The organism is Natronosalvus halobius, from assembly GCF_024138145.1.
In the GTDB taxonomy this organism is placed as follows: domain Archaea; phylum Halobacteriota; class Halobacteria; order Halobacteriales; family Natrialbaceae; genus Natronosalvus; species Natronosalvus halobius.
In genome coordinates this window covers 1880841-1904014 of sequence record NZ_CP099997.1, presented here as the reverse complement: position 1 = coordinate 1904014, position 23174 = coordinate 1880841, and the positions used below count along the sequence as shown (strand labels likewise).

The 23174-nt window shown below is 65.7% G+C and carries 23 protein-coding genes; 9 read left to right on the top strand and 14 right to left on the bottom strand.

Annotation, left to right across the window (positions count from 1 at the left end; all coding sequences use genetic code 11):
* From NGM15_RS09375 to NGM15_RS09365, 3 genes are all read right to left on the bottom strand, one after another.
* Positions 1-684: a DUF2110 family protein gene (locus NGM15_RS09375; RefSeq protein WP_253429940.1), complete on the bottom strand. Its 684-nt coding sequence runs from the start codon at positions 682-684 to the stop codon at positions 1-3.
* Positions 684-1208: a transcription factor gene (locus NGM15_RS09370; RefSeq protein WP_253429938.1), complete on the bottom strand. Its 525-nt coding sequence runs from the start codon at positions 1206-1208 to the stop codon at positions 684-686. Before NGM15_RS09370 ends, NGM15_RS09375 begins: the two co-directional genes overlap by 1 nt.
* 172 nt (positions 1209-1380) lie before the next feature.
* Positions 1381-1935: a tRNA (cytidine(56)-2'-O)-methyltransferase gene (locus NGM15_RS09365; protein ID WP_253429935.1), complete on the bottom strand. Its 555-nt coding sequence runs from the start codon at positions 1933-1935 to the stop codon at positions 1381-1383.
* A 172-nt stretch (positions 1936-2107) separates the two neighbouring features.
* On the opposite strand from NGM15_RS09365, the gene NGM15_RS09360 reads away from it, so the two are divergent.
* Complete coding sequence (locus tag NGM15_RS09360) at positions 2108-2338, top strand: DUF8119 family protein (protein WP_253429932.1); 231 nt, start codon at positions 2108-2110, stop codon at positions 2336-2338.
* Between the two features lie 124 nt (positions 2339-2462).
* Here the strand turns inward: NGM15_RS09360 and NGM15_RS09355 are convergent, their stop codons facing one another.
* From NGM15_RS09355 to NGM15_RS09325, 7 genes are all read right to left on the bottom strand, one after another.
* Entirely contained in the window at positions 2463-2930 is a 468-nt protein-coding gene (locus NGM15_RS09355) for a universal stress protein (protein ID WP_253429929.1), read from the bottom strand.
* Between the two features lie 3 nt (positions 2931-2933).
* Complete coding sequence (locus NGM15_RS09350; protein ID WP_253429926.1) at positions 2934-4652, bottom strand: VC_2705 family sodium/solute symporter; 1719 nt, start codon at positions 4650-4652, stop codon at positions 2934-2936.
* Positions 4649-5101: a DUF4212 domain-containing protein gene (locus tag NGM15_RS09345; protein WP_253429923.1), complete on the bottom strand. Its 453-nt coding sequence runs from the start codon at positions 5099-5101 to the stop codon at positions 4649-4651. The genes NGM15_RS09350 and NGM15_RS09345 overlap by 4 nt, the downstream gene beginning before the upstream one ends.
* A 74-nt stretch (positions 5102-5175) precedes the next feature.
* The gene (gene acs / locus NGM15_RS09340) at positions 5176-7149 is read right to left on the bottom strand and encodes an acetate--CoA ligase (RefSeq protein WP_253429920.1); all 1974 of its coding nucleotides are present in this window, start codon (positions 7147-7149) and stop codon (positions 5176-5178) included.
* Positions 7150-7378: 229 nt separating this feature from the next.
* Entirely contained in the window at positions 7379-9532 is a 2154-nt protein-coding gene (locus NGM15_RS09335; RefSeq protein WP_253429917.1) for a bacterio-opsin activator domain-containing protein, read from the bottom strand.
* 146 nt (positions 9533-9678) lie between these two features.
* The gene (gene acs / locus NGM15_RS09330; RefSeq protein ID WP_253429916.1) at positions 9679-11643 is read right to left on the bottom strand and encodes an acetate--CoA ligase; all 1965 of its coding nucleotides are present in this window, start codon (positions 11641-11643) and stop codon (positions 9679-9681) included.
* 130 nt (positions 11644-11773) lie between these two features.
* The gene (locus NGM15_RS09325; RefSeq protein WP_253429913.1) at positions 11774-12850 is read right to left on the bottom strand and encodes a KaiC domain-containing protein; all 1077 of its coding nucleotides are present in this window, start codon (positions 12848-12850) and stop codon (positions 11774-11776) included.
* 192 nt (positions 12851-13042) lie between these two features.
* On the opposite strand from NGM15_RS09325, the gene NGM15_RS09320 reads away from it, so the two are divergent.
* Positions 13043-13873 (top strand): NAD(+)/NADH kinase, encoded by an 831-nt coding sequence (locus tag NGM15_RS09320; RefSeq protein WP_253429910.1) that lies wholly within the window; start codon positions 13043-13045, stop codon positions 13871-13873.
* 7 nt (positions 13874-13880) lie between these two features.
* Here the strand turns inward: NGM15_RS09320 and NGM15_RS09315 are convergent, their stop codons facing one another.
* The 3 genes from NGM15_RS09315 to aroA all read right to left on the bottom strand — a co-directional run bounded on the left by NGM15_RS09315 (position 13881) and on the right by aroA (position 17103).
* Positions 13881-14618 (bottom strand): DsbA family oxidoreductase, encoded by a 738-nt coding sequence (locus tag NGM15_RS09315; RefSeq protein WP_253429907.1) that lies wholly within the window; start codon positions 14616-14618, stop codon positions 13881-13883.
* A 59-nt stretch (positions 14619-14677) separates the two neighbouring features.
* The gene (locus tag NGM15_RS09310; protein ID WP_253429905.1) at positions 14678-15487 is read right to left on the bottom strand and encodes a DNA-directed RNA polymerase subunit epsilon; all 810 of its coding nucleotides are present in this window, start codon (positions 15485-15487) and stop codon (positions 14678-14680) included.
* Positions 15488-15810: 323 nt separating this feature from the next.
* Entirely contained in the window at positions 15811-17103 is a 1293-nt protein-coding gene (aroA, locus tag NGM15_RS09305) for a 3-phosphoshikimate 1-carboxyvinyltransferase (RefSeq protein ID WP_253429902.1), read from the bottom strand.
* Between the two features lie 102 nt (positions 17104-17205).
* Between aroA and trpC the strand changes: the two genes are divergently transcribed.
* The 7 genes from trpC to NGM15_RS09270 all read left to right on the top strand — a co-directional run bounded on the left by trpC (position 17206) and on the right by NGM15_RS09270 (position 22724).
* Positions 17206-17991 carry an indole-3-glycerol phosphate synthase gene (gene trpC, locus NGM15_RS09300; RefSeq protein ID WP_253429899.1) on the top strand — a complete coding sequence of 262 codons (786 nt, stop codon included), beginning with the start codon at positions 17206-17208 and terminating at the stop codon, positions 17989-17991.
* The gene (gene trpB / locus NGM15_RS09295; RefSeq protein WP_253429896.1) at positions 17988-19340 is read left to right on the top strand and encodes a tryptophan synthase subunit beta; all 1353 of its coding nucleotides are present in this window, start codon (positions 17988-17990) and stop codon (positions 19338-19340) included. Before trpC ends, trpB begins: the two co-directional genes overlap by 4 nt.
* Positions 19337-20179, top strand: coding sequence for a tryptophan synthase subunit alpha (gene trpA / locus NGM15_RS09290; RefSeq protein WP_253429894.1), 843 nt, complete (start codon positions 19337-19339; stop codon positions 20177-20179). Before trpB ends, trpA begins: the two co-directional genes overlap by 4 nt.
* Positions 20180-20205: 26 nt before the next feature.
* Positions 20206-21006 carry a 2-amino-3,7-dideoxy-D-threo-hept-6-ulosonate synthase gene (locus NGM15_RS09285; protein ID WP_253429891.1) on the top strand — a complete coding sequence of 267 codons (801 nt, stop codon included), beginning with the start codon at positions 20206-20208 and terminating at the stop codon, positions 21004-21006.
* A gap of 142 nt (positions 21007-21148) precedes the next feature.
* Positions 21149-21526, top strand: coding sequence for a winged helix-turn-helix domain-containing protein (locus NGM15_RS09280; RefSeq protein ID WP_253429888.1), 378 nt, complete (start codon positions 21149-21151; stop codon positions 21524-21526).
* A 2-nt stretch (positions 21527-21528) separates the two neighbouring features.
* Complete coding sequence (locus NGM15_RS09275; protein ID WP_253429885.1) at positions 21529-21825, top strand: DUF7521 family protein; 297 nt, start codon at positions 21529-21531, stop codon at positions 21823-21825.
* 194 nt (positions 21826-22019) lie between these two features.
* A complete protein-coding gene (locus NGM15_RS09270) occupies positions 22020-22724 on the top strand; it encodes a hypothetical protein (protein WP_253429883.1) in 705 nt (234 codons plus the stop codon).
* A gap of 165 nt (positions 22725-22889) precedes the next feature.
* Here the strand turns inward: NGM15_RS09270 and NGM15_RS09265 are convergent, their stop codons facing one another.
* A complete protein-coding gene (locus NGM15_RS09265) occupies positions 22890-23150 on the bottom strand; it encodes a DUF8006 family protein (RefSeq protein WP_253429880.1) in 261 nt (86 codons plus the stop codon).
* Positions 23151-23174 lie beyond the last annotated feature (24 nt).

The following is a 23174-nucleotide window of genomic DNA, read 5'->3' as shown; positions in this document are numbered from 1 at the left end:
TCAGGGAACGACGCAGCGCAACTCCGCCGGCAGGTACGAGCCGATGCTCGAGAGCAGCCCCGGCGGGTCGGTGTCGTCCGTACAGATGACGCTCTGCTCGAGCAGACCCAGCCGTTCGATCGTGACGTAGTCCTGGGCGTGGCCGGCGCGGTTGAGCGTCGCCCGAACCTCCGCGCGGGTCGCACTGTTGACGTTCAGACGGCCGTCCCCGCGGGTCCACTCGAAGAGGCGGTCGCGCTCGGCGTCGGCCAGCCGTGATCCATCCGCCTCGTCTGGTCGGTAGACGAACTGCAATGGCAGGTGCTGGACCAGGCCGAAGCGTTCCCTGACCTGTGCGGGCGACCCCTGCCCCAGACCTAGCTGGTCGGCGGGGATTCGAACCCCGGTTTCGGTTCCGACGTCCAGGACGAATCCATCGTCGTCCCAGGATTCGAGCGTGCCGACGTAGGTTTCCCCGGCCTCGAGGTCGGGGACGATTTCGCCCCACTCTTCGCGGAGGACGTTGCGGGCGACGACGGCGTCCTCGCCCTCGATCGTGACGGAGGGGAAGTCGTCGTGTCGGACGCCGATCTCGAACTCGACGTCGAGTTCGCCGATTTCGTTGTCGACCAGCGATCGCAGGGAGTCCAGCGCCCGCTGGCGGGCATCGCCGTCGACGTACAGTTTGGTTGCGAGGACGACCATCAGGCGGTGGATTCGACGTTGAGTTCGTTCTCGAGGGCGTCGAGGCGGTCGTCCATCGCGCGGACGAGCCGGCTGTTGTCCATCGATTCGACGGGCGAGCCACACTCGGGGCACTCGAAGCCGAAGTCCATCGCCTCGCCGAATTCGAAGCGGATCGAACAGATCTCACAGAGGTAGAACTCGTGGTTCTGCTCGTACTCCCGACGGTCGAGGAGGGCGTCGTAGAGCCGGTAGAGCTCCTCCTCGAGGTTCTCCGGGATATTGTCGTACTCGAACGTCCAGAGGTAGGTGAGCCAGCCGGAATCCTCGTCGCGGAGGCGGCGATAGGTGGCGAGGTCGTTCTCGTACAGGATGAACAGCGCCCGCCGCACGTCGTTCAGTTCGAGGTCCAGCGTCTCGGCGAGTTCCTCGTCGGTCACCTCCCCGTCCGGCGGCGCCGCCGCGACGGGCATCCCCTTGGGACCGACGAGCTCGTGTAAGTACTTCTGGATAACCGGGTCCTCGAGCAGGTCCTCAAAAGCCATTACCCCGTACTAATCGCATGCGGCCATTAAGTCTTGTTACTCGGTGCTCCAGCCGCGACGCTGTAAACCGTAGGGGCGTCGAGACACGAGTCCGTGCCGCTCGAGTTCGGGTGTCTTCTCTGCTGTCCGTCTGCCGTCACCCACTCTCCGTCGACCGTCTGCCAGCCGGCACTCACTCCTCGTCGGCCGAAACGACCCGCTTGCCCGTCTCCATCGGAACCACGCGCCGATCCGCCCCCTCCCACTCGCGCTCGAGTTCACGCCCCTCGAACAGGCGGTCGAGGAAGACGGCCAGCCCCGCGACCTCGGAGTGGGGCTGGTTCGTCACACCGACATTCCAGTCGGCCTCCTCGTAGACGTCGAACGGCACCTTCTCCGCACCGACGACGACCAGGAGCGGATCGCCGTCCTCGTGGTGACTCGCTCGGACGGCGTCCTCGACGTCCTGGACGCGCTCGCCGTACATCGTCAGGTGGACCACCTTGCCCTCCCACCCGCGGACGACACCCTGCGGCGAGTCGGTCAGTTCGACCGCGAACGACCCGCCGAAGCGTTCGGTGATGTCCGCGACCGTCTCGAGGGACTGGCCGGCGTTGTCCGGGAGGAGGACGCGGTCGGCGCCCAGTGCCCGGGCTGTCAGGCCGACGTGGGTCGTCATTCGTTCGTCTCGCCCGGGGCGGTGGCCGAGTCGGAGGACGGCGACCTCGGGGTCGCGACGCTCGTTCATACGAACGCGTAGCTGGCTGGGGCATATGTGCGTTCGGATCCGCATTCGCTCCGGCTCGAGACCGCTCGTGGACGCTTCCCGAACGGTGTTCTCGGCGGTAGCTTTTTGCTCGCACCGGGACACACACCGGCATGCACTCGACGAAACCGCTGGCCGCGCAGGGTGACTCGCGATGAAGCCGGGAGCGTGGCTCGAGACCGCCCGCGAGGAACGGTGGGGAATGCTGGTCGACCTGCTGTTCGCGATCATCTGGGTGACGATCGTCCAACTCCTCTTCAACGCCCTCGAGGGGCCGACTTGGGCGTACTACGCGCTCATGCTCGCGGGGATCGTCGCTTACTTCGCGTTCGTCTGGAACCTCGAACTGGCCCGGGAGTGGTACGGTTCCGGCGAGAAGCGGTGAACGCTGGATTCTCGAGGTCGTCACCGAGCGCGAAACGAGAGGTCATCACCGAACGCGAAACGAGAGGTCGCCGCTATTGAGCGATCGAAACGCGAAAAACCGGGGGTGGTAGTCGGTTCTACCGTTACTCGTCGGCCGACTTCCGGGCGTCGACGACGAGCACCGGAACGGTCGTCGACCGAAGGGTTCGTTCGGTGACGCTGCCCAGCAGGGCGCGTCTGACCCCGGAGCGACCGTGGCTGCCCATCACTACGAGGTCGATGTCGTTGTCCTCGACGTAGTCGGCGATCAGGGCGTGCGGTCGACCACCAGAGTAGTGTTCGACCACCGGGATGCCCCTCGTCTCGGCGAGGTCGCGAACGTACCCGGTCGCGGCTTCCGCCTTCTCGCGAAGTTCGGTCATGCCCTGGAAGTCGCCCTGCCTGAGGCGATCGACCTGCTCGGCACCGAGTCCGTAGGCGACCGCGTCGGTGTCGACGACGTACAGCGCGTGTACTTCCGCACCGTACTTCTCCGCGTGGTCGAGCGCGTGCTCGACCGCTACTTCCGCCACGCTGCTACCGTCCGTCGGGATGAGTATGCGTTCGTACATTGGTCAGTCGTCCGCTGGGGTGGGTCCGTTTCCGTTTCGTTCCCTGACGACGTCGGCCGCCGTCTTGTCCTTTGGCATCGGATCCGGGCTGTGACACTGCCGGACCATCTGCTTGGTCTGGAGGGGCGGTTCGGGCGTCACCAGCGACACGACGATCGTGACGGCGAAGACGACCGGAACGCCGATCAGTCCGGAGCCGATCGCGGGCATCCAGGTCTCCAGGAACTCGATTCCCAGGGGTGCGATCTGGAAATGACCCTCGTTGAACATCGGGATGAGCCAGAGGATCAGCCCAGTGGACATCCCGGCGAGTGCCCCCTGGCGGTTCGTCTTCTCCCACCAGAGTCCGAGGAAGAACATCGGGAACAGTACCGTGGCTGCCAGCGAGAACGCGAACGAGACCAGCGCGGCGATCGGGGCGGACGGGTCGAGCGAGAACAGGATCGTCAGCGCGCCGAGTGCGACGATGCTCAGTCGGCCGACGAGAACCTGCTGGCGCTGGGTCGCGTCGGGGTTGATGATGTTCGCGTAGATGTCGTGGGAGATCGCCGACGAGCCGGCGATGAACAGTCCGGCGACGGTCGCGACCGCCGCGGCGATGCCGCCCGCCGCGACGATGCCGACGAGCCAGGTGGGCAGGCCGGCCAGCTGCGTCGCCAGCACGACGATGACGTCACCGGCCTCGGCACTCATGCCCGGGTCACCGTATGCCGGCTGGACCTCGCTGCTGTATAGGTCGGTCCCGAACGCCGCGTACGCGGGCGCCGAGAGGTACAGCAGGCTGATGAAGAACAGCCCCCAGGTGCACGACCAGCGAGCCATTCGCTCGTTCTCGACCGTGTAGAAGCGAACGAGGACGTGCGGGAGCCCACAGGTCCCGAAGATCAGGCTGAACGCCGTCGCGATCCAGACGTAGTAACTCTGGTTCACGAACGGCTCGGAGAACTCGGCACTGAGTTCGCTGATCAGCATTCCGTACTCGAGCTGTGGGAGGATCGTCGAGTAGCCGCCCGCGTAGCCGGTCACCACCAGTCCGATCAGGAACGCGCCGATGAGGATGACGTACTGGAGGACCATCGTTTTGGTCGCACCGAGCATCCCCGACAGCGAAAGGTACGCGATCGTGATGATCATGAAGATGACCATCATCGCCTGATAGCCGCTCAGGCCAGGAATACCGGGGTCGCCGAGGATGTACAGGCCGACCAGTCCCATCCCGCGGGCCTGCCCGAGCGCGTAGACGAACCCGATGAGGAACGTCGTGACCGCCGCGATAGCGCGAGCGGCGTCGGAGTTGAATCGATCGCCGATGAAGTCCGGCGCGGTGTACTTCCCGAACCGGCGCATCTGAGCGGCCAGGAAGATGAGCAGGACGAAGTAGCCGGCGGTCCAGCCGACGACGAACGCCAGCCCGTAGACGCCCGACAGTGCAATGAGCGCAGCCATGCCGAGATAGGATGCTGCCGACATCCAGTTGGAGCCGATAGCCATCCCGTTCTCGACGTTCCCGATCGAGCGGCCGGCGACCCACATGTCCGACGTGTCGGCGACTTTGTAGAAGACGCCGGCCGCCAGGAACAGGCCCATCATCGCGATGACGATGATCGCCGGGACCGGCTTGAACCCGATGTTCAGGCCCTCCGGGAGCAGTTCTTCGTCCGCTTGCAGCACGACGGCGGCGTCCCCGATCAGCGAGAGCGCCGCGAACGCGAGGCCGTTCATCGATCGACACCCCCGTCAGTTGCCGCCGGCTCCGAGCTCGTGTCGGTTCGGGTCGTTTCTGGCGCCTGTACCTGCTCGATTCCGTACTTCTCGTCGATCTTGTCGCGCTTACGCACGTACCAGACCGACAGGAGGAGTGCGCCGCCCGGGCCGCCGATCGCGATCAGGAAGTAGTGAAGCGGGAACCCCAGCCCTGGAATCGGCTGGGTCATCAGATCCGGCGCTAGCCGTGTCGCAGTGACCGGCCCGAAGACGATGATCGCCCAGAGGAAGAACCCCGTCAGGATGACTCTGTTGTGATCCCGCATGAACGGTGTTCCGGGCTTCAGTAGGTTGATCTCGACGTTCAGGTAGTCGATCTCCTTCTCTCGTTCGACGTCCGAACGGCCGCCGTCTGTCACGACGGTCCGTTCCTTTCGCTCCGATTCGTGAGTGGTATTATCTGGCATTGTATCGTTCGTGTATCGTGTGCTGTGATTGTGGTCTCGCTAATCGATAAGCGGTGATCTACCCAGGCCCCTCCTCAGTCGTCCCCAACCTGGGCAGCGATGTCCTCGACGACGTCCGGGTTCCGGAGCGTCGAGGTGTCGCCAAGTTCGTTGCCCGAGGCGATGTCCTCGAGCAGGCGACGCATGATCTTGCCCGAACGGGTTTTGGGGAGTTCGGGGGTGACGATGACCTCTTCGGGTCGAGCGATGGGCCCGATGGCGTCTTCTACTCCCGCCACGATGCGCTCCTCGAGGCTGTCGTCGTCCGCGTAGCCGTCTTCGGGGATGACGTAGGCGTAGACAGCTTCGCCTTTGATGTCGTGGTCGCCGCCGACGACGGCGGCTTCGGCGACGCCCTCGACGCCGACGATGGCGCTCTCGATTTCCATCGTGCCCAGGCGGTGCCCGGAGACGTTGATGACGTCGTCGACGCGCCCGAGGATGGTGATGTAGCCGTCGTCGTCGATTTTCGCGCCGTCTTCGGGGAAGTACACCCACTCGTCGCTTTCCTCGTCGGAGTACTCCTGCCAGTACTCGGAGAGGAAGCGCTCGTCGTTGTTGTACAGCGTGCGCAGCATCCCCGGCCACGGATTATTCACCGTAAGGTAGCCGGCGTTGCCCGCCTCGACCTGGTCGCCGCTGGCATCGACGATGCGGGCGTCGATACCCGGCAGTGGCGGCCCGGCCGAGCCGGGTTTCATCTCGCCGACACCGGGGAGGGTGGTGATCATCATCCCGCCCGTCTCCGTTTGCCACCAGGTGTCAATGATGGGACACTCGCCGTCGCCGATGTGATCGTAGTACCACTGCCAGGCTCGGGGGTTGATCGGCTCGCCCACCGTCCCCAAAAGACGCAGACTCGAGAGATCGTGCTGATCGGGGTACTGCTTGCCCCACTTCATGAACGCCCGGATGGCGGTGGGGGCGGTGTAGAATATGTCCACATTGTTTTTCTCGACGAGTTCCCACAGCCGGTCCTTCTCGGGGTAGTCGGGCGTCCCCTCGTACATCACGGTGGTGGTTCCCAGCGCGAGCGGGCCGTAGACGATGTAGGAGTGGCCCGTAATCCAGCCGATGTCGGCCGCACACCAGTAAGTGTCCTCGGGTTTGACGTCCAGGACGGCGTGAGAGGTCCAGGCGGCGTACGAGAGGTAGCCACCCGTGGTGTGTTTCACCCCCTTTGGCTGACCCGTCGTCCCCGAAGTGTACATCAGGAACAGCATGTCCTCCGCATCGCGAGACACCGGCTCGACCGTCTTGCCTTCGTGTGCGTCGACCAGTTCCTCGTAGTCTCGCTGGTTCTCACTCAGCGAGTGCGAGTGATCGTCGCCGAGGCGGTCGACGACGACCGTCTCGACGTCGTGGTCGACGTCCTCGAGTCCCTCGTTGGCCTTCGAGAGGTGGTTTAGCGGATCGCCACGGCGGTAGTAGCCGTCGCAGGTGACGAGGTACTCGCTGTCGGCGGCGTTCATCCGGGTCGCGAGCGCGTCGGCGGAGAAGCCAGCGAACACCACCGAGTGGGGCGCGCCGATGCGGGCACACGCGAGCATCGCGATGGGTAGCTCCGGAATCATCGGCAGGTAGAGCGTGACGACGTCGTCCTCCTGGACGCCTAGCTCCCGCAACGAGGCGGCAAACGCCTCGACCTCGTACAGCAGGTCGCTGTAGGTATACGTTCGAGTTTCCCCGAGTTCGCCCTCCCACTTGATCGCCGCCCGATTCTTCGCGCCGTCCTCGACGTGGCGATCCAGACAGTTGTACGACGCGTTGAGCTCGCCGCCGGTGAACCACCGATAGAACGGCGCGTCGTCGTCCTCGAGGACGGTGTCGTACTCCTGGCTCCAGGAGAGCAGGTCCGCGGCGCGCTCCCAACACTCCGGCCAGTTCTCTGCGAACTCCTCGTAAATCTCGGGGTCGCTCACGTTCGCCTGGTCGACGAACGACGCCGGCGGCTCGTAGGTCTCCCCCTCGGCTAACCGCGCCTCGAGTGCAGGTTCTTCCTGTGCCATGTTACACTACAGCAATACGAGATAAGGGGGGTAAATACCGACTCTAGGTGAGCAAAATCACGCCGGGTCGGGAGCTCGAGTAATCAATTGGATGGGGTTAATTTGTGGATTATTCGGGAAATTGTGGAGTGGAATATATCCTGGACGCGACCCGAACGTGTTCGAGACGGGCGTCCCCAACTTTGGGGGGCGGTACGTGGGCAGCGGGCGACCGGCGGTATCTAGACAGTTAGGGTCGACCGTCGAAAAACGTCCGCAGTAGTTCGTGCTGGCCTTTCCTGAGGTGATTGTGCAGAGTCGGTGAGGAGACGTCCATCGCGTCGGCGATCTCCTCGGCTGTGCTCTCGCGCGGCCAGTCGTAGTACCCGCCGAAGTACGCCGCTCGAAGCGCGGCCTCCTGGCGGTCGGTGAGTCGATCCTCCAGGCCCGTTCGGAACGCGCGGGCCGTCTGGACGGAGCGCTCGACCTGGCGCTTTCCGACGAGTTCTGACGCGGGAAACGCCGCGCGCAGACCGTCGACGACGGTTCTGACGTCAGTATCGCTCGCGCACTCGGCCGTGATCGTCGTCGTCCCGTCCCGGGTCACCGACTCGAGCACGGTCACGCCGTACTCCATCAGCGTGAGCGCCGGCGAGGAGCCCTCGACGACGAACTCGAGGCGGCTACCGTCCGCGTAGGTATCGATCACCCGGCACTCTCGAATGCCGGAGTCCGATTCGGCGTGCTCGAAGACGGCTGCCGGGGTGGCGTCGGTGACGTGGACGTAGTATAACTGGGTGTGGTCGTCGATGGGGACGAGTGAGTCGAGTTCGAACCGACAGTCGAGTCGAGCGCTGGCGTCGACGAAGAACGACGCCGCGTCCCGGCACGCGAAGTCGAGTTCGACCACCGCATCGGAAAGTAGGAGGTTACGTCGTCGGACGGCCGCGATGGTGTGACCGACCTGGGAACCGAGGGTCTCGAGCCAGGTCCGTTCCCGTTCGCCGACCGTCTCGCGCGCCGTTCCGAGGGTCAGCGTGCCGTAGACGGTGTCGCCGTAGCGGACGGAAACCGCCAGGAGCGTCCCGTCGAAACCGTCGGTCGAGACGTTCGTGCGAACGATCCCGTCGTCCAGGTCTCCGTAGTCCACGTCGGTGGCTTCCCCGAAGGCCGCCTGCAGGTGTTCGATCGTCGCGCCCTCGAGGCCGTTCGCGGCGTACCACTCTCGGCGGGTTCTCGAGGCGGTCGTTCGGTCGATCCAGGCGAGTTCGTACGGCCCTTCGTCGACGAGCGCGCGACAGACTTCGGTTTCGACGGCCTCGTGCGTCGAGGCCTCGAGCAGCGCGGCCGTCACTGCTCGAGCGGATTCGAATCGGTGGTTGGGTGTCGAGTCCTGACACGCGAGAACGACGAACCTTCGGCTCCCGTCGGCGTCGACAGGAACGGGGACGATCGTTTCCAGCACGCGCGTCCGCGACCCGTCTGCTCGGCAGCGCCACCCGTCGATGTCGACCCCGTTTTCGTCGCGCGCAGTCTCGAGCAGTCGATCTGGAACGCCCTCGTCGACGGCCGCGTCCGGAAAGAGAATTCCGACGTGTGAGCCGATCACGTCTGCCTCCGTGTGGCCGAAGAGGCTGGCTGCCCCATCGCTCCAGCGGTCGATACGTCCGTCGTGATCGAGGCGGAACCAGGCGTATCGGTCGGAACGCTCGAGTACTTCCTGCAGCGCGTCGTCCGTCGAGTTCCCGGCCGGTTCGCTCGCTCGTTCCTGTACCGGTCGACCACCGTTCGAGAGGGCCGAGGGGGTCGACGAACGATCCGGCGTGCCCGCCGTTTCGAGCGGCTCGAACGCCCGAACCAGCTCGTCGGGCGTCGGGCTGGGGAGGTAGGGCTCGAGCGCCTCGAAACTCTGCCAGTCACCGGCGGCTTTGATGGCTCGGGGGTTGGCGGTTTCGCGAAGTGCACGTTTCGCGAAAAACTGACGCAGATCCCTCGAGGAGACGGTCTCGAGCGCCGGATCGTCGAACCGCTCGCTCGCCCGGGTGCTCACCTCGGCAACGAGCATCTGGACGCGACGCGGCGTGACGGGAACGAGGTGGTCGTCGTCGCCGATACCGTTACCGTGGGCGTACTGGCGAAGCGCTCGTTCGACCCGTGTCGGGAGGTAGGCGACTCGAGCGAGGTCGTCGACCGATTCCGTCGAGGCGGGGATAGCGAGTCCGTATCGTGGCGGATCGGCGCGAAGTTGCCGGACGCAACCCGGCGTCAATCGGACGACTTCCGCCGGGCGAAGGCCGACGTCGCCGCACAGCCGGACGACGAGAGCCTCGCGGTGGGTTTCGGCGGCGTTCAACAGCACCTCGTACCGATTCGTCGTCAGTACTGCCGATCCACCGTCGGTCATGTTTCGTGCTCTCGAATAACGCGAATATAAGTATATCCTTCTCGCTCGGCGTTACGCCCAGATCATCACTATTACCGCTCGGCCCAACGGCTAACGGCCAGAGTCCGTATTTACAGTTATTTCGCCTCTCTCAAAAAAGCGAAATGTTACTGGTCGCGAACCGCCGATTGAATCTCCCCGACGATTTCCGGATTTCGTAATGCGCTCGTATCGCCCAGCGGTTCGTCGTTCGTCACGTCCTCGAGGAGGCGGCGCATGATCTTGCCCGAGCGGGTCTTGGGTAACTCGGGCGTGAACACGACGGTTTCGGGCCGAGCGATTGGTCCGATCTCGGTCTCGACGGCCTCGAGAATCCGTCGTTCGAGGGCGTCGCTGTCGTCGGTGGAACCCTCGGTACTCACGTAGGCGTAGACGTCGCCGCCGTCGGATCCGCCGACGACGGCCGCTTCCGCGACACCCTCGACGCCGGCGACGGCGGACTCGAGTTCCATCGTGCTGACTCGCTGGCCGGCGATATTGAGCACGTCGTCGACGCGTCCGAGGATCGTGAGGTAGCCATCCTCGTCCATCCGGGCGGCGTCGCCGCTGGCGTAGCGCCACTCGCCGGCGTCGGGGTCGGAAAACTGCCGCCAGTACTCGGCGACGTACCGCTCGTCGTCGTCGTAGAGCGTCTCGGCCATCCCCGGCCACGGCCGCCCGAGGGTCAGGTACCCTCTCTCACCGGGGTCGACCACGGTGCCGTCGCCGTCGAGCAGGTCGACCTCGATGCCGGGCAACGGTGGCCCCGCGGATCCCGGCTTCATCTCGTCGACGCCCGGCACCGTCGAAATCGCGATGCCGCCGGTCTCGGTCTGCCACCAGGTGTCGACGATGGGGCACTCCCCGCCGCCGACGTGCTCGCGATACCAGTGCCAGGCTCGCGGGTTGATCGGTTCACCGACGCTCCCGAGTAACCGGAGGCTCGAGAGATCGTGGCGCCCGGGGTACTGTTTCCCCCACTTCATGAACGCACGGACAGCCGTCGGCGCCGTGTAGAAGACGTCGACGGCCATCCGCTCGATGATCTCCCAGAGTCGGTCGCGGTCGGGGTAGTCGGGCGTCCCCTCGTACATCACGGTGGTCGTGCCCAGCGCGAGCGGGCCGTAGACGATGTAGGAGTGACCCGTGATCCAGCCGATGTCCGCTGCACACCAGTAGGTGTCCTCGGGTTTGATATCGAGGACGGAACGGGCGGTCCAGGCCGCGTAGGCCAGGTAGCCGCCGGTCGAGTGGACGACACCTTTTGGCTCGCCGGTCGTGCCCGAGGTGTACATCAGGAAGAGCATGTCCTCGGCGTCTCGCGAGACGGGTTCCACGGTTTCTCGGGAGTGGGCCTCGAGCAACGCGTCGTAATCGTACTCGTTCGAGCCGAGGACGTGAGGGAGTTCCTCCCCGAGACGGTCGACGACGACGGTCGTGACGTCCGCGTCGACCGAGAGAACGGCGTTGTCGGCCTTGCTCTTCTGGTTGAACGCGTCGCCGCGGCGGTAGTAGCCGTCGCAGGTGAGCAGGTACTCGCTGTCGGCGGCGTCCATCCGGGTCGCGAGTGCGGCCGCCGATAACCCGGCGAAGACGACCGAGTGGGGGGCGCCGATTCGGGCACAGGCGAGCATCGCGATCGGGAGTTCGGGGATCATCGGGAGGTATATCGTCACGACGTCGTCCTCTTCGACGCCCAGCTCTCGCAAGGCCGCCGCACACTCGTTCACCTCGACGTAGAGTTCCTGGTAGGTGAACGTTCGACGCTCGCCGTCTTTTCCCTCCCAGCGAATCGCCGCGTGGTTCTTTCGACCGGACTCGAGGTGGCGGTCGAGGCAGTTGTACGAGGCGTTGAGCGTTCCGCCGGGGAACCAGCGATAGAAGGGCGGGTTCTCGTCGTCGAGGACGGCCTGGTAGGGGTCGTCCCAATCGAGCAACTCGCCGGCTCGATCCCAGCAGTCGGGCCACGTCCGCTCGAAGGCATCCGTGAGGTCCTCGTCGACGTTCGCCTGCTCGACGAAGGACGTCGGTGGCGATTGGCTCGGCTCGTCGCTCGAGGTCCCGTCGTTCGGAACCTCGTCTCTGTCTCCCATTCTAGGTGAATCTGATGGAAGTGAAACGAATAAGCGTTCTGTCGGCGGCGAACGAGAGGGTGCGTTGACCGATGCCGGCCTGTCGGACGCTCGCTGGGGAAGGCGGAGGCGGGAGAGAAGGAGAGGGCGATCAGAACAGGTTAGCCTGCTGGTAGACCGAGAGCCCCTCGCCCGTAATCTCGTACGGTTTCTTCTCCCGCGAGTGGTTCGCGTCCCGGATCTTCTGAATCTCGATCGCCAGCCGCGTCTCCCGGAAGTCGTCCGGGCGCACGTACTGCAGGACGAACACGGCGTCGGTGAGGTACTCCACGATTCCGTACCGTGAGGCGTACGGCGAGGTTTCTGACACCTCGCTCGTCAGCATCGCCGTGACGCCCGCCTCCTTGAGGCTGCGCGTGAAGTCGTAGATTTCGTTGCGGCGCTTCGCCCGTTCCTCGTACATCATCTCGAGTAGCGAGACGGAGTCGAGGACGAGTCGCGACGCACCGAAGTCCTCGATGAGTCGGGGGAGGTCGTTTCGGATCGACGTGAGGCTGTTCGCCATCTCGATCGGGTCGACGCCGACGACCGCGAGCTGGCCCGTCTCGACGTACTCCTCGAACGGGTAGCCCTTCTCGGTGGCGCTGTTGATCACCCGTTCGCGGCTCTCCTCGAGCGTGATGAACACGGCGCTCTCGCCGGACTCGAGGCCGTAGTGGAGGAACTGGAGCCCGAACGTGGTCTTGCCGGTGCCGGCGGGCCCCATCGCGACCATGAGCGTGCGTTCGGGGACGCCGCCCTGGATCATTCGATCGAGGCCGTCGATTCCCAGGTCGATCCGTGGTAACTCGCTGTCGACGTCCGCCTCGAAGTCGGTTTCCTCCGATCCGCCGAGGTCGAAGTCGAGGTCGTCGAAGCCGTCGGGCCCTGTTGAGACGTCTCCTGGAGGCGCCGTTTCGACGCCGACGTCCGGCATCTGGACGTTGTCCAGGGCGCTGCCGAAGCCCTCGTCGAACAGGGAGGACGAGGAGTCGTTCGTCTCGTCAGCACCCTCGGTTTTCGCGGCGTCGATCCCCTCTTCTGCTCGTCCGCTGTCGCTCTCTTCCGCTCGGTCGCCGTTCCCGTCTTCCGTTCGGTCGCCGCCCGCCCCCTCTTCGCCGTCGTCAGTCTCGCTTTCGCGCTCCTGGAGGGCGCGCTCGAACCAGTCGTCCTCGAGGTCCTCACTCATCGTAACCACTCCGCAGGGGGGTTCTGGTCCGGGGTTGGGAGTTGGCAGGGTGGTCCATGGCTGTCGTCGCGTTCGGGTGGCGACGTTCGTTTCCGGGGAAACGCCCCAGAACGATGAATGTTGTTGCCATCCTGGGCCGGACTGGAACTGGATAAGGTGGATTTTTGCCCGCGGAGACGCTACCTGGCAGGTATGGGAGTCGACGTCGGCATTGTCGCTCAGCGAGGGAACGACCGGGCACAGCGACTCGCGGCCTCGCTCATCCGGACCGTCCACGACCACGGCGACCACGCTGTCGTCGACGAGGCGACCGGACGGGCGATCGACGCGGATTCCGTCCCGCTCGAGGCGATGAACGACTGCGCGTTCGTCGTCAGCATCGGCGGCGACGGCACGTTCCTCTTCACGGCCCGTGAGGCCGGTGGCGCCCCCCTGGTCGGCGTCAACCTCGGCGAGGTCGGCTTTCTGAACGCCATCTCTCCCGCCGACGCCGTCGAGACGGTCGAGACGTTGCTCGAGGAAGCCCACGAAACCGGATCGATCACCGGTCGCTCCGTCGCTCGCCTGACAGCTACCGGCGACGGCTGGACGCTCGCACCGGCGCTCAACGAGGTCGTCGTCCACGGCCCGAAGCGGGGTCCGGCGGGCGGGGTCGACGTCGAGGTTGCGATCGACGGCGAGACCTACACCGCGGGCCGGGCCGACGGCGTCCTCGTCTCGACGGCAACCGGTTCGACGGCTTACAACCTGAGCGAGGGCGGCCCGCTGGTTCGACCGACCGTCGATGCGTTCGTCGTCACGCAGATGTGTGCGACCGAGGCGATGCCCCCGCTGGTCGTCGGGGCCGAGAGCGAAATCACGCTCACCGCCTCGGGCGCCGAGACGGCCTGGGCGATCAGCGACGGGCGCAATCGACAGCCGCTGGACCTGCCCGAGACGGTGACGGTCCGGGCCGCCGACGCCCCGATCACGCTGGCGGGGCCGTCGGTCAACTTCTTCGACGCGCTCGAGAAACTCGAGTGAGCGCGGACTACCGTTTGCTGACTTCCGCCCCGTCCTCGCCTTCGACCAGCCGCTCGAGGTGTTCGGGCGGAACCGCACCCTGGGCGGCGTAGCCCTCGTAGACGAACGTCGGAACGCCGCGCACGCCGGCTCGACCCCCCTCTGCAAACAGCTCCTCGAGGCGCGATCGGAGGCTCTCGTCTTCGTCCTCGTCTTCACTACCGAGCGCCTCTCGAACGACGTCGCCGGAAACGCCGGCGTCGTCGGCGATCTCCAGCAAGACGTCGTGATCGCCGATGTCGCGGCCGTCCTGCCAGAGGGCGTCGTAGATCGCGACGTCGAACGCCTCCCAGCGCTCGGGCGCGGCGGACGCGACGGCCAGCGAGGCGAGCTGGGCGTCGTAGGAGTCGACATCGACGGCGAGGTCCTGGACCATCTCGATGTCGTAGCGCTCCCGGAGTCGGCGGACGTTCTTCCTGGCCTGCTCGAAGTACTCGTCGTCCTTGCCGTCGTCGACGTCGTGATCGATCGAGCCGTCGGGGTTTCGCTTCCCGCGTCGAAGGTCGAACGGGTGCCAGTCTATGGCGAGTGGTTCCTCCCGGGTCTCCCGGTAGCGCTCGAGAGACTGGCGCCCGAGGTAACAGAACGGGCAGACGTAGTCCGCGTAGAGAGTGATCGTGTCCGGACCGTCACCGTCACTCGCTCCGGAGTTGCTCGACTCGAGGCCACGCTCGTCGTCGATCGGGCTCGACTGGTCGGTGGTCATCGTGTGTCGTAGGGTCGCCGTCCACAAAAGGACCGTCCTGCTCGAGGCCGTTGCCGGTATCACTCGTCGTGGAACCCGTTTCGCGTGTCGTCGACGCCATCGGTTTCGCCGTCAATCGTTGTGTCCGCTTTCGCTCCCTCGCCCTCTGCTTCGTCCACGTCGACGGACTCCGTCACGCCCGTCGGCAGGTTCGGATCGCGGTAGGGTGCCCGTCCGTAGGCCGGGAGTTCGGCCTCGAGCTGACCCTTGAGTACGCGGCGAAGTCGGTTGAGACTCGTCGTATCGAGCCCGTGGCGAGCCGCGAGTCGCTCGAACGTCGGGTCGTCGGTGATGTCGTGGGCGCGGTACTGGCCGAACAGTTGCTCCATCCGCTCGGGCGAGAGTTCGCTCACGTCGACGTCGTCGAGGCCGAAGTACGCGCGTCGGTCGACGTCGACGACGTGACGGATCACCACCAGCGCGACCGTCGCGATGGCGCGCTGGCTCCCGAACGCGGTCAGGTCAATCTCGTCCATGACGCCCAGCGCCAGGTCTCGCTGCCACGGCGTCAACTCGAGGGCGTTACAGAACGCCTGGGTCGTCCGCAACCGGTCGAGACGGTGGGCGCGTTCGGCGTAGCCGGGGGTCGCGGGGTGCTGCTCGTCGTGGAGTCGACGGACGCTCGACGAGAGGTCCATCTCGGGCGAGTCGGGCCGGCCGATGACGGTCGCGCTCGGCGTGATGACGCCCCACTGGCGGACGGTGGCGTCGCGCTGGTGAGCGGCCCGCGAGAGCGACCCCGATCCAGGACGGGTTTCGATCTCCCGCTCGCTGTCGTTGCCACTCGGTCGCTCGAGCCTCGCTCCCTGCGGCACGCCGTTCGGACTCATCCTCGTGCGTGGATGGAACGTAGACGGTGAAAAACCCTCGCTCGCGTTCTCCTCGAGTGATACGTTCCCCTGTGTGATGAGTTCCTCGAGTGATACGTTCGCACGTCGGACGCAGGGCCTCCGCTATCGAGTGTGGAACGTCGGCGCTACCAAAATGCCCTTCATAGCTCTACCTTGTGACGAGAGGCACTTAAAGGAATTCGCACATAGACGACCAGTCGTTTGGCTCGCTGCGTCGCCTCGATCAGCCGCTCGAGACCGTCTACTGTTCGAGGCTGACCACCGCTCGAAACTCGGCCGACGACGAGCGGTCGAGACTCGACCTACGCCGACCGTTCGAGGCTCGCCCCCAGATCGTAGAGCACGTCGAAGAACGACGGGAACGAGACGTCGACGTGTTCGCCACCTGCGATGCGCGTCTCGCCCTCCGCCTGGAGGGCCGCGACGGCCAGCGACATGACGATCCGGTGGTCGCCCCGACCGTCGACCGCCGCGCCCTCGAGCGAGGAGTCGTCGCCGTGGACGGTCAGGGAATCGCGCTCCTCCGTCGTCCGAACGCCCATCTTTCCCAGTTCTTCGGCCATCGCGCTCACGCGGTCGGTCTCCTTGTAGCGGACGTGTTCGGCGTTCGTGATGTGGGTATCACCGTCGGCGACGGCGCCCAGAACCGCGATCGTCGGCAGCAGGTCGGGTGTGTTTGCGACCGACACCTCGACGCCCTCGAGGTCGCTCCTGGAGACCTCGAGGACCCCCTCCTCTCGGTCCCAGGCCACGTCGGCGCCCATGCGCTCGAGGATCTCGAGGATGGCGCTGTCGCCCTGGGCGCTCGGATAGACGCCCTGGACGCGGACGCTTTCGTCGCCGGCGACAGCGCCCGCGGCCGCCAGGTACGAAATCGAGGAGAAGTCGCCGGGGACGTGATACTCGCCGTCTGCCGGGTCGTAAGACTGTCCACCGTCGACGGCGAACCCGTCGTCCGTGCGCCGGGTAGCGACGCCGAAGTCCTCGAGGACCTCGAGGGTCACGTCGACGTAGGGTGCGGACTTGAGTTCCGTCTCGAGGTCGATCTCGAGGCCGTCCTCTACCAAGCCGCCGGCCATCAGCAGTGCCGAGACGTACTGCGAGGAGACGTCGCCGGGAATCGAGACGTGCTTTCCCGAAACCGGGCCGGTCACGACCAGCGGTGCCTGGCCGTTCCCCCGCGTGCTGAACGCCTCGCCACCGAGGTCGTCGATCGCCTCGAGCAGCGGTCCCTGCGGGCGCGAGCGGAGCGAGTCGTCGCCCGTGAGGATGGTCGTCCCGTCGGCCAGTGCCGCGGTCGCGGTGACCAGGCGCATCGTCGTGCCGCTGTTAGCACAGTCGATCACGTTTTCCGGGACGTTGGGTCGGCCGCTAAAGCCCGCGACCTCGAGGCGGTTGCCGCTCGCTTGCAGGACGTCTCCGCCGAATGCCTCGACGGCGCGCGCCGTCGCCTTGGTGTCGGCCGACCAGAGCGGATCGTGGACGGTCGCCCCGTCGGCGTAGCCCGCGGCCAGGATGGCTCGGTGAGTGTAACTCTTCGACGGCGGGGCGCGGGCGGTCCCGCGAACGCTCGAGGGCGAGAGGGTGACGTGCATGGTCGTCGTGTGGTGGACGGGGCATAATACGGTACCGGTGGGTTAGATATTTGCACGCGTCCCGCAAGCCTTATGTATAGATTAGTACATTAGTGTACGATAATGGAAACCACTGGCGACCTTGCGCCGTCCGTTTGGTCGATCCTCGAGTCGGCCGGCGAACGCGGCGGGGCCGATGCGGTTCTGGACGTCGACCCGCGCTCGTTTGCACGCGCGCTCGACCAGGCCGAAGCCGACGGGCGGGTGCCGATCATCGCGGAAGTAAAACCGACGAGCCCCACGAGCGACGGGGTTCGGGACGACGACCCGGCCACTCTCGCTCGAGAGATGGTCGCGGGCGGCGCGGCCGCCATTTCCGTCCTCACCGAACCGACCCACTTCGGCGGCTCCGCTGACGCGCTTCGAGACGTTCGAACAGCCGTCGACGTCCCCGTGTTGCGCAAGGACTTCGTGCTCGAGGAAGCCCACCTCGACCTCGTGGAGGCCGACCTCGTGCTCCTGATCGCCCGGTTCGTCGACGACCTCACGGGGCTGCTCGCGGCCGCGCGGGACCGAGGGTTCCAGGTCCTCGTGGAGGTCCACGATCGGGCGGAACTCGAGGCGGCTCTCGAGGCGGGCGCCGATATCGTCGGCGTGAACAACCGCGACCTGGCTCGACTCGAGGTCGACCTCGAAACCTTCGAGTCGGTCGCGCCCCACGTCCCCGACGACGTGACGCTGATCGCAGAGAGCGGCATCTCGACGCCGTCGGACGTTCGGCGAATGCGCGAGGCGGGCGCCGACGCCCTCCTGGTCGGGAGCGCAATTATGGATCACGCGGGCGAGATGGACGGCGACGTGCGTGCGAACACCCGGCGGCTGACGACGGCGGAGACTGATACGACATGACCGAGCTAGAGGCGAGCGACGACGGCACCGAACGCACCCCAGCTGGGCGCGAGAACGAAACCGAACACGAGGGGGACGATCGGCCTCTCGAGGACGGAAGCTTCGGCCGCTTCGGCGGCCAGTACGTCCCCGAGGCGCTGATGCCCGCCCTCGAGGAACTCGAGGACGCCTACCGGCGGTACGTCCTCGCGAACGAGGACGGCTTCATGGACGAGTTCCGGCAGCGACTCCGGGACTTTGGGGGACGACCGACGCCACTCCAGCGGGCTGACCGACTCAGTGAGCGCTACGACCGCGACGTGTACCTCAAGCGCGAGGACCTGGTCCACGGTGGCGCGCACAAACTGAACAACGCCCTCGGGCAGGTTCTACTCGCGAAGTACATGGGCAAGGAGCGAATCATCGCCGAGACCGGCGCGGGCCAGCACGGGACCGCGACCGCGATGGCCGCCGCCCATCTGGATATGCCCTGTGAGATATACATGGGTCGGACGGACGTGAACCGCCAGCGACCCAACGTCTTCCGGATGCGGATCAATGGGGCCGAGGTGAACCCGGTCGATGCGGGTCGCGGAACGCTCAAGGAGGCCATCTCGGAGACGATGCGCGACTGGTCCCAGACGGTCGAGAACACCCACTACGTCATTGGCTCGGTCGTCGGCCCCCACCCGTTCCCGGCGATGGTCCGGGACTTTCAGTCGGTGATCTCCGAGGAAGCGCGCGATCAGTGTCTCGAGCAGATCGGCTCGCTGCCGGATTCGGTGCTCGCGTGCGCGGGCGGTGGATCGAACACGATGGGTGCGTTTCACCACTTTACCGCCGACGAATCCGTGTCGCTCTACGCCGTCGAAGCCGGCGGCTCCTCGCTCGAGGTCGACGAAGATGCAGGAGTCGCGCCCAACTCCGCGACGCTCTCGACGGGTACCGAGGGCGTCCTCCACGGCGCGCGAACGCACCTCCTGCAGGACTCCCACGGCCAGATCATGGAATCACACAGCGTCTCCGCCGGCCTCGACTACGCCGGCGTCGGCCCCGAACTCGCCCACCTCGTGGAGTCGGACCGGGTGACGCCGGTCACCGTCGACGACGACGCCGCGCTCGAGGCGTTCCACCGGCTCTCGACCGAGGAGGGGATCATCCCGGCGCTCGAGACCGCCCACGCTTTCGGCTTCCTTCACGAGGCCGCCGGGCGCGACGACGCCGACGAAGTGCTCGGCGATTCGGTCGTCGTCACCGTCTCCGGTCGCGGCGACAAGGACCTGGAGACGGTGATCGAGGAGACCGAGAAACGAGGGCTCGAGGCCGCGCCCGACCTGTCGGTATTCGCGAAGGAGGGAGGGCTTCGATGAGCGAGCGCATCGACGCGGCGTTCGCCGATGGCCCCGCGTTCGTCCCGTACCTCGCGGCGGGTGACCCGACCTACGAGGCCTCCCTCGAGTACGTCGAGGCCCTGGACCGCGGCGGCGCGGACGTGATCGAACTCGGCCTCCCGTTCTCGGAACCGATCGCGGAGGGACCGACGATCCAGGAGGCCGTGATCCGGGCACTCGAGGGTGGGATGACCCCCGAACGCTTCTTCGAATTCGTCGAGGACCTCGAGGTCGAGGCGCCGCTGGTGTGTATGACGTACTACAACCTGATCTACCAATTTGGCGAAGAACGAGGTCCCAGACCGTTCGTCGAACGCGCCGCCGAGGTCGGCCTCGAGGGATTCGTCGTCCCCGACCTGCCCGCTGAAGAGGCCGACCCGCTGCGCGACGCGTGCGACGAGTTCGGCCTCGATCTGATCTTCATCGTCGCCCCGACCACCCGCGGCGAGCACCTCGACCGGATGCGCGAACACGTTTCGGGGTACGTCTACGTCCAGGCGCGACTCGGGACGACCGGCGCGCGCGAGGATGTCTCCGATCAAACCAACGCGAGCCTCGAACGACTGGCCGACTGGGACGTCCCGAAGGCGGTCGGCTTCGGCATCAAGACCGGCGAGCACGCCGAGCGCATCGTCGCCTCGGGGGCCGACGGGATCATCGTCGGGAGCGCCCTGGTCGACATCGTCGCCGAGGGCCACGAGAACGATGAACCGACCGCCGAAACCGCGGCCCGCCTCGAGACGAAGGCGCGCGAACTCGCCGAGGGCGCCGCCCGCGGGGCGAACCCGGAAAACGTACCGCAACCAGAACAGCCATAACCACCAGTTTGCTACTCATTCGCAATATGACTTCGACAGCCGGACTCGACGCACGACTCGACCGTATCGGAACAGACGGGCGGTACGTCATCGTTCCGATGGACCACGGGATCACGCTCGGCCCCGTCACGGGCCTGAAAGACATCGAATCGACCATCGACGCGGTCACGCGCGGCGGCGCCGACGCCGTCTTGACCCAGCGCGGCATCGCCCCGCGCGTCCACTCGAGCAAGAACGACGCGGGCTACATCGTCCACCTCAACGCCTCGACGACCATCGGACCGGACGAAAACGACAAGCGCCTCACGGGGACCGTCCAGGACGCGATCCGGGCTGGTGCCGACGCCGTCTCCTTTCACATCAACGTCGGTTCGACCCACGAGCCCGGCCAGCTCGAGGATCTCTCGAAACTGACCAGCGAAGCCGCTCGTTTCGGTGTGCCGGTCCTTGCGATGGCCTACGCGCGCGGCCCCGACGTCGCGGGCGACGACCCCGAGGCGCTCGGTCACGCCGTCCGCCTGGCCGAGGAGGTCGGCGCCGACGTCGTGAAGACCGGTTACAGCGGCGATGCCGACAGCTTCGAACACGTCGTCGAGGCTACCCGGCTCCCGGTCGTCATCGCCGGCGGCTCGCGCGGCACCGACCGCCAGACCCTCGAGATGGTCCGCGGAGCCGTGGACGCCGGCGGTGCGGGCGTCTCGATGGGTCGGTCGATTTTCCAGCACGAGGACCCCGAGGGAATCGCCCGCGCGGTCGCCGCGGTCGTCCACGACGACCGGGACGTCGACGAGGCGATCGAACTTGGCGGACTCGCGCTCGAGGCCTGAATAAACGACGAGGAACTCGAACTCGGCGGACTCGCGCTCGAGGTCTGCGTGATCGACGGCGCGAATCGCCACGAACGTATTCGGGTCGTGTCGTCTCCTCGACCGATGGGATTAAAGGCTGCTTCTTCGAATTTCCACGCGAATGGTTCGGGATCCACTCACCTCGGACGTCGCCCCCTCGGCCGAGGACATCTGCGCCGCCCTGGACGATCCCGATAGCCGCGAAATCATCCGCCACCTCGACGAACCCATGACAGCCGCAGAACTCAACGCCCGCTGTGACATCCCACAGTCGACGCTGTACCGAAAACTCGAGTCGCTGACGGAGGCGACCCTGCTCGAAGAGTCGACCGAGATTCGACGCGACGGCCACCACGCGAGCAAGTACGGGGTCGCCTTCTCCGAAATCACGCTCGTACTCGAGGACGACAACACCCTGGGCGCCAGAATCGAGCGCCCGCCGCGGACGGCCGACGAGCGTCTGGCCGACCTCTGGTCGGAAGTCCGCGAGGAACTCTAGTGATGAATCCGCACGCACCCGGCGACGTGACCGTGATGATCGCACTGACGATCGTCAAGACGCTGATCCTGGTCGTCGGCGGGACGATCACGTTCCTGACGCTCAAGGCCTACCGGCGAACCAGACGGCGGGAACTCGGTCTGCTCGCGGTCGGGTTCGGCGTCGTAACGCTCGGGTTCGTCCTCGCCGGCGTGCTCTTCGAGGTACTCGAGGTGGCGCTGGCCGTGGGCGTTTTGATCGAGAGTCTGCTCGTGCTCGGGGGCTTTCTGGTAATCGCGTACTCGTTGTACGTTGATTGAGCAGGCGGCGCTGTCGTCGATAGAGGGCGGAGCTTACGCCGGTTGGGCGGGGGACGCTGTACATCGGTTGAGCGGGCGGCACTGGGTGGAGAGCGGCGGGGGTGGCGACCGTTGGCTCACACGCAGCGCCGCCGGGTGAAACACGGATTTCACCTTGGGCCAATTATATGGGATCGCTAACACATTCTCGGTCCATGCATCGACGAACGATGATCGCTGCGCTCGGCACGGCAGTTACCATCGCCGGCTGTCTCGACGAGTCGCCGGCGGGCAGTAGTGACGGGGATACCGACGATTCGACGGAGAACGGCACCGATACGGGCGACGAAAACGAGACCGATCCGAGTTCCGGCTCCGATACCGACCGCAACTCCCGAACGATCGACGCGAAATCCGTCGCCACCGCCTTCGACGGTCAGGTGGAACGGCCGGAGTGTACGAAGGAATCGGAGACCGTCGAACTCGAGCGCGGCGACGAGACGCGCGAGTACGAAACCGCGGCCACGATTCCGTATCCCGGACCGCCAAAGTCGTTCGACGACGATGCAATTTTCGAGTACGTCGCGGACTTCGAAGAAGCCTACATCACGCACGACGTGCTGTGCGATTCGAACTCGGGATATATCTTCGACGTCGCGACCAGCGTTCGGGAGCAGCACCTTCTCGGGTGGGACGAGGAGATTACGGTGATGTTTTGCCAGCGAGCCGCGGGCGCCACACACGGCGCGGACGAAGACGGCGGCGAGTGGCAGGCTGATATCGGATACAGTGGAGTCGCCTACGCCGTCGACGAAACGGGTGCGGCCAGGGTTCGCGCTGAGACCCACGATGTCGAGACGTACGAGGCCGATGGGTCCAGTCCGCTCGAGGAAGGGGATTTGGTCGCCGTCTTCGAGTGACGGCGCGGCGGCTCCGACTTCCTGGATACACTTCAAAAACTATAGTATAGGTGCTTCGCACGGCTCGTGCATAGCGGACGCTCGAGCCGTCGATCGATCCTCGGAAGCAACGTATCGGAGAAGAGATGGTGAGAACGGATACCAAAACGACTCGAGTCCTATCGACTATCGACCGCCGGCGTAGAGAATTGGGCCGACCAGCACCAACACGACGCCGATCAGGCGGAAGACGACCATGTTGTCGGTCAGGCTCGTCGGTACCAGCAGGAACAGCGCACCCAGTGCGGCGAGGTTGATGCCCATGATCTTCATCGACTTCAGCGGGAGCGTCCCGAGGATCGCGAGCACGAGCAACCCGATGAGGGCGTGGCCCATGTGGATGGGGCGCAGCAGGTTGTCGATCGTCTGGAGAGGTACCTCGATCATTCGTACACGTATCTCCCCACGATT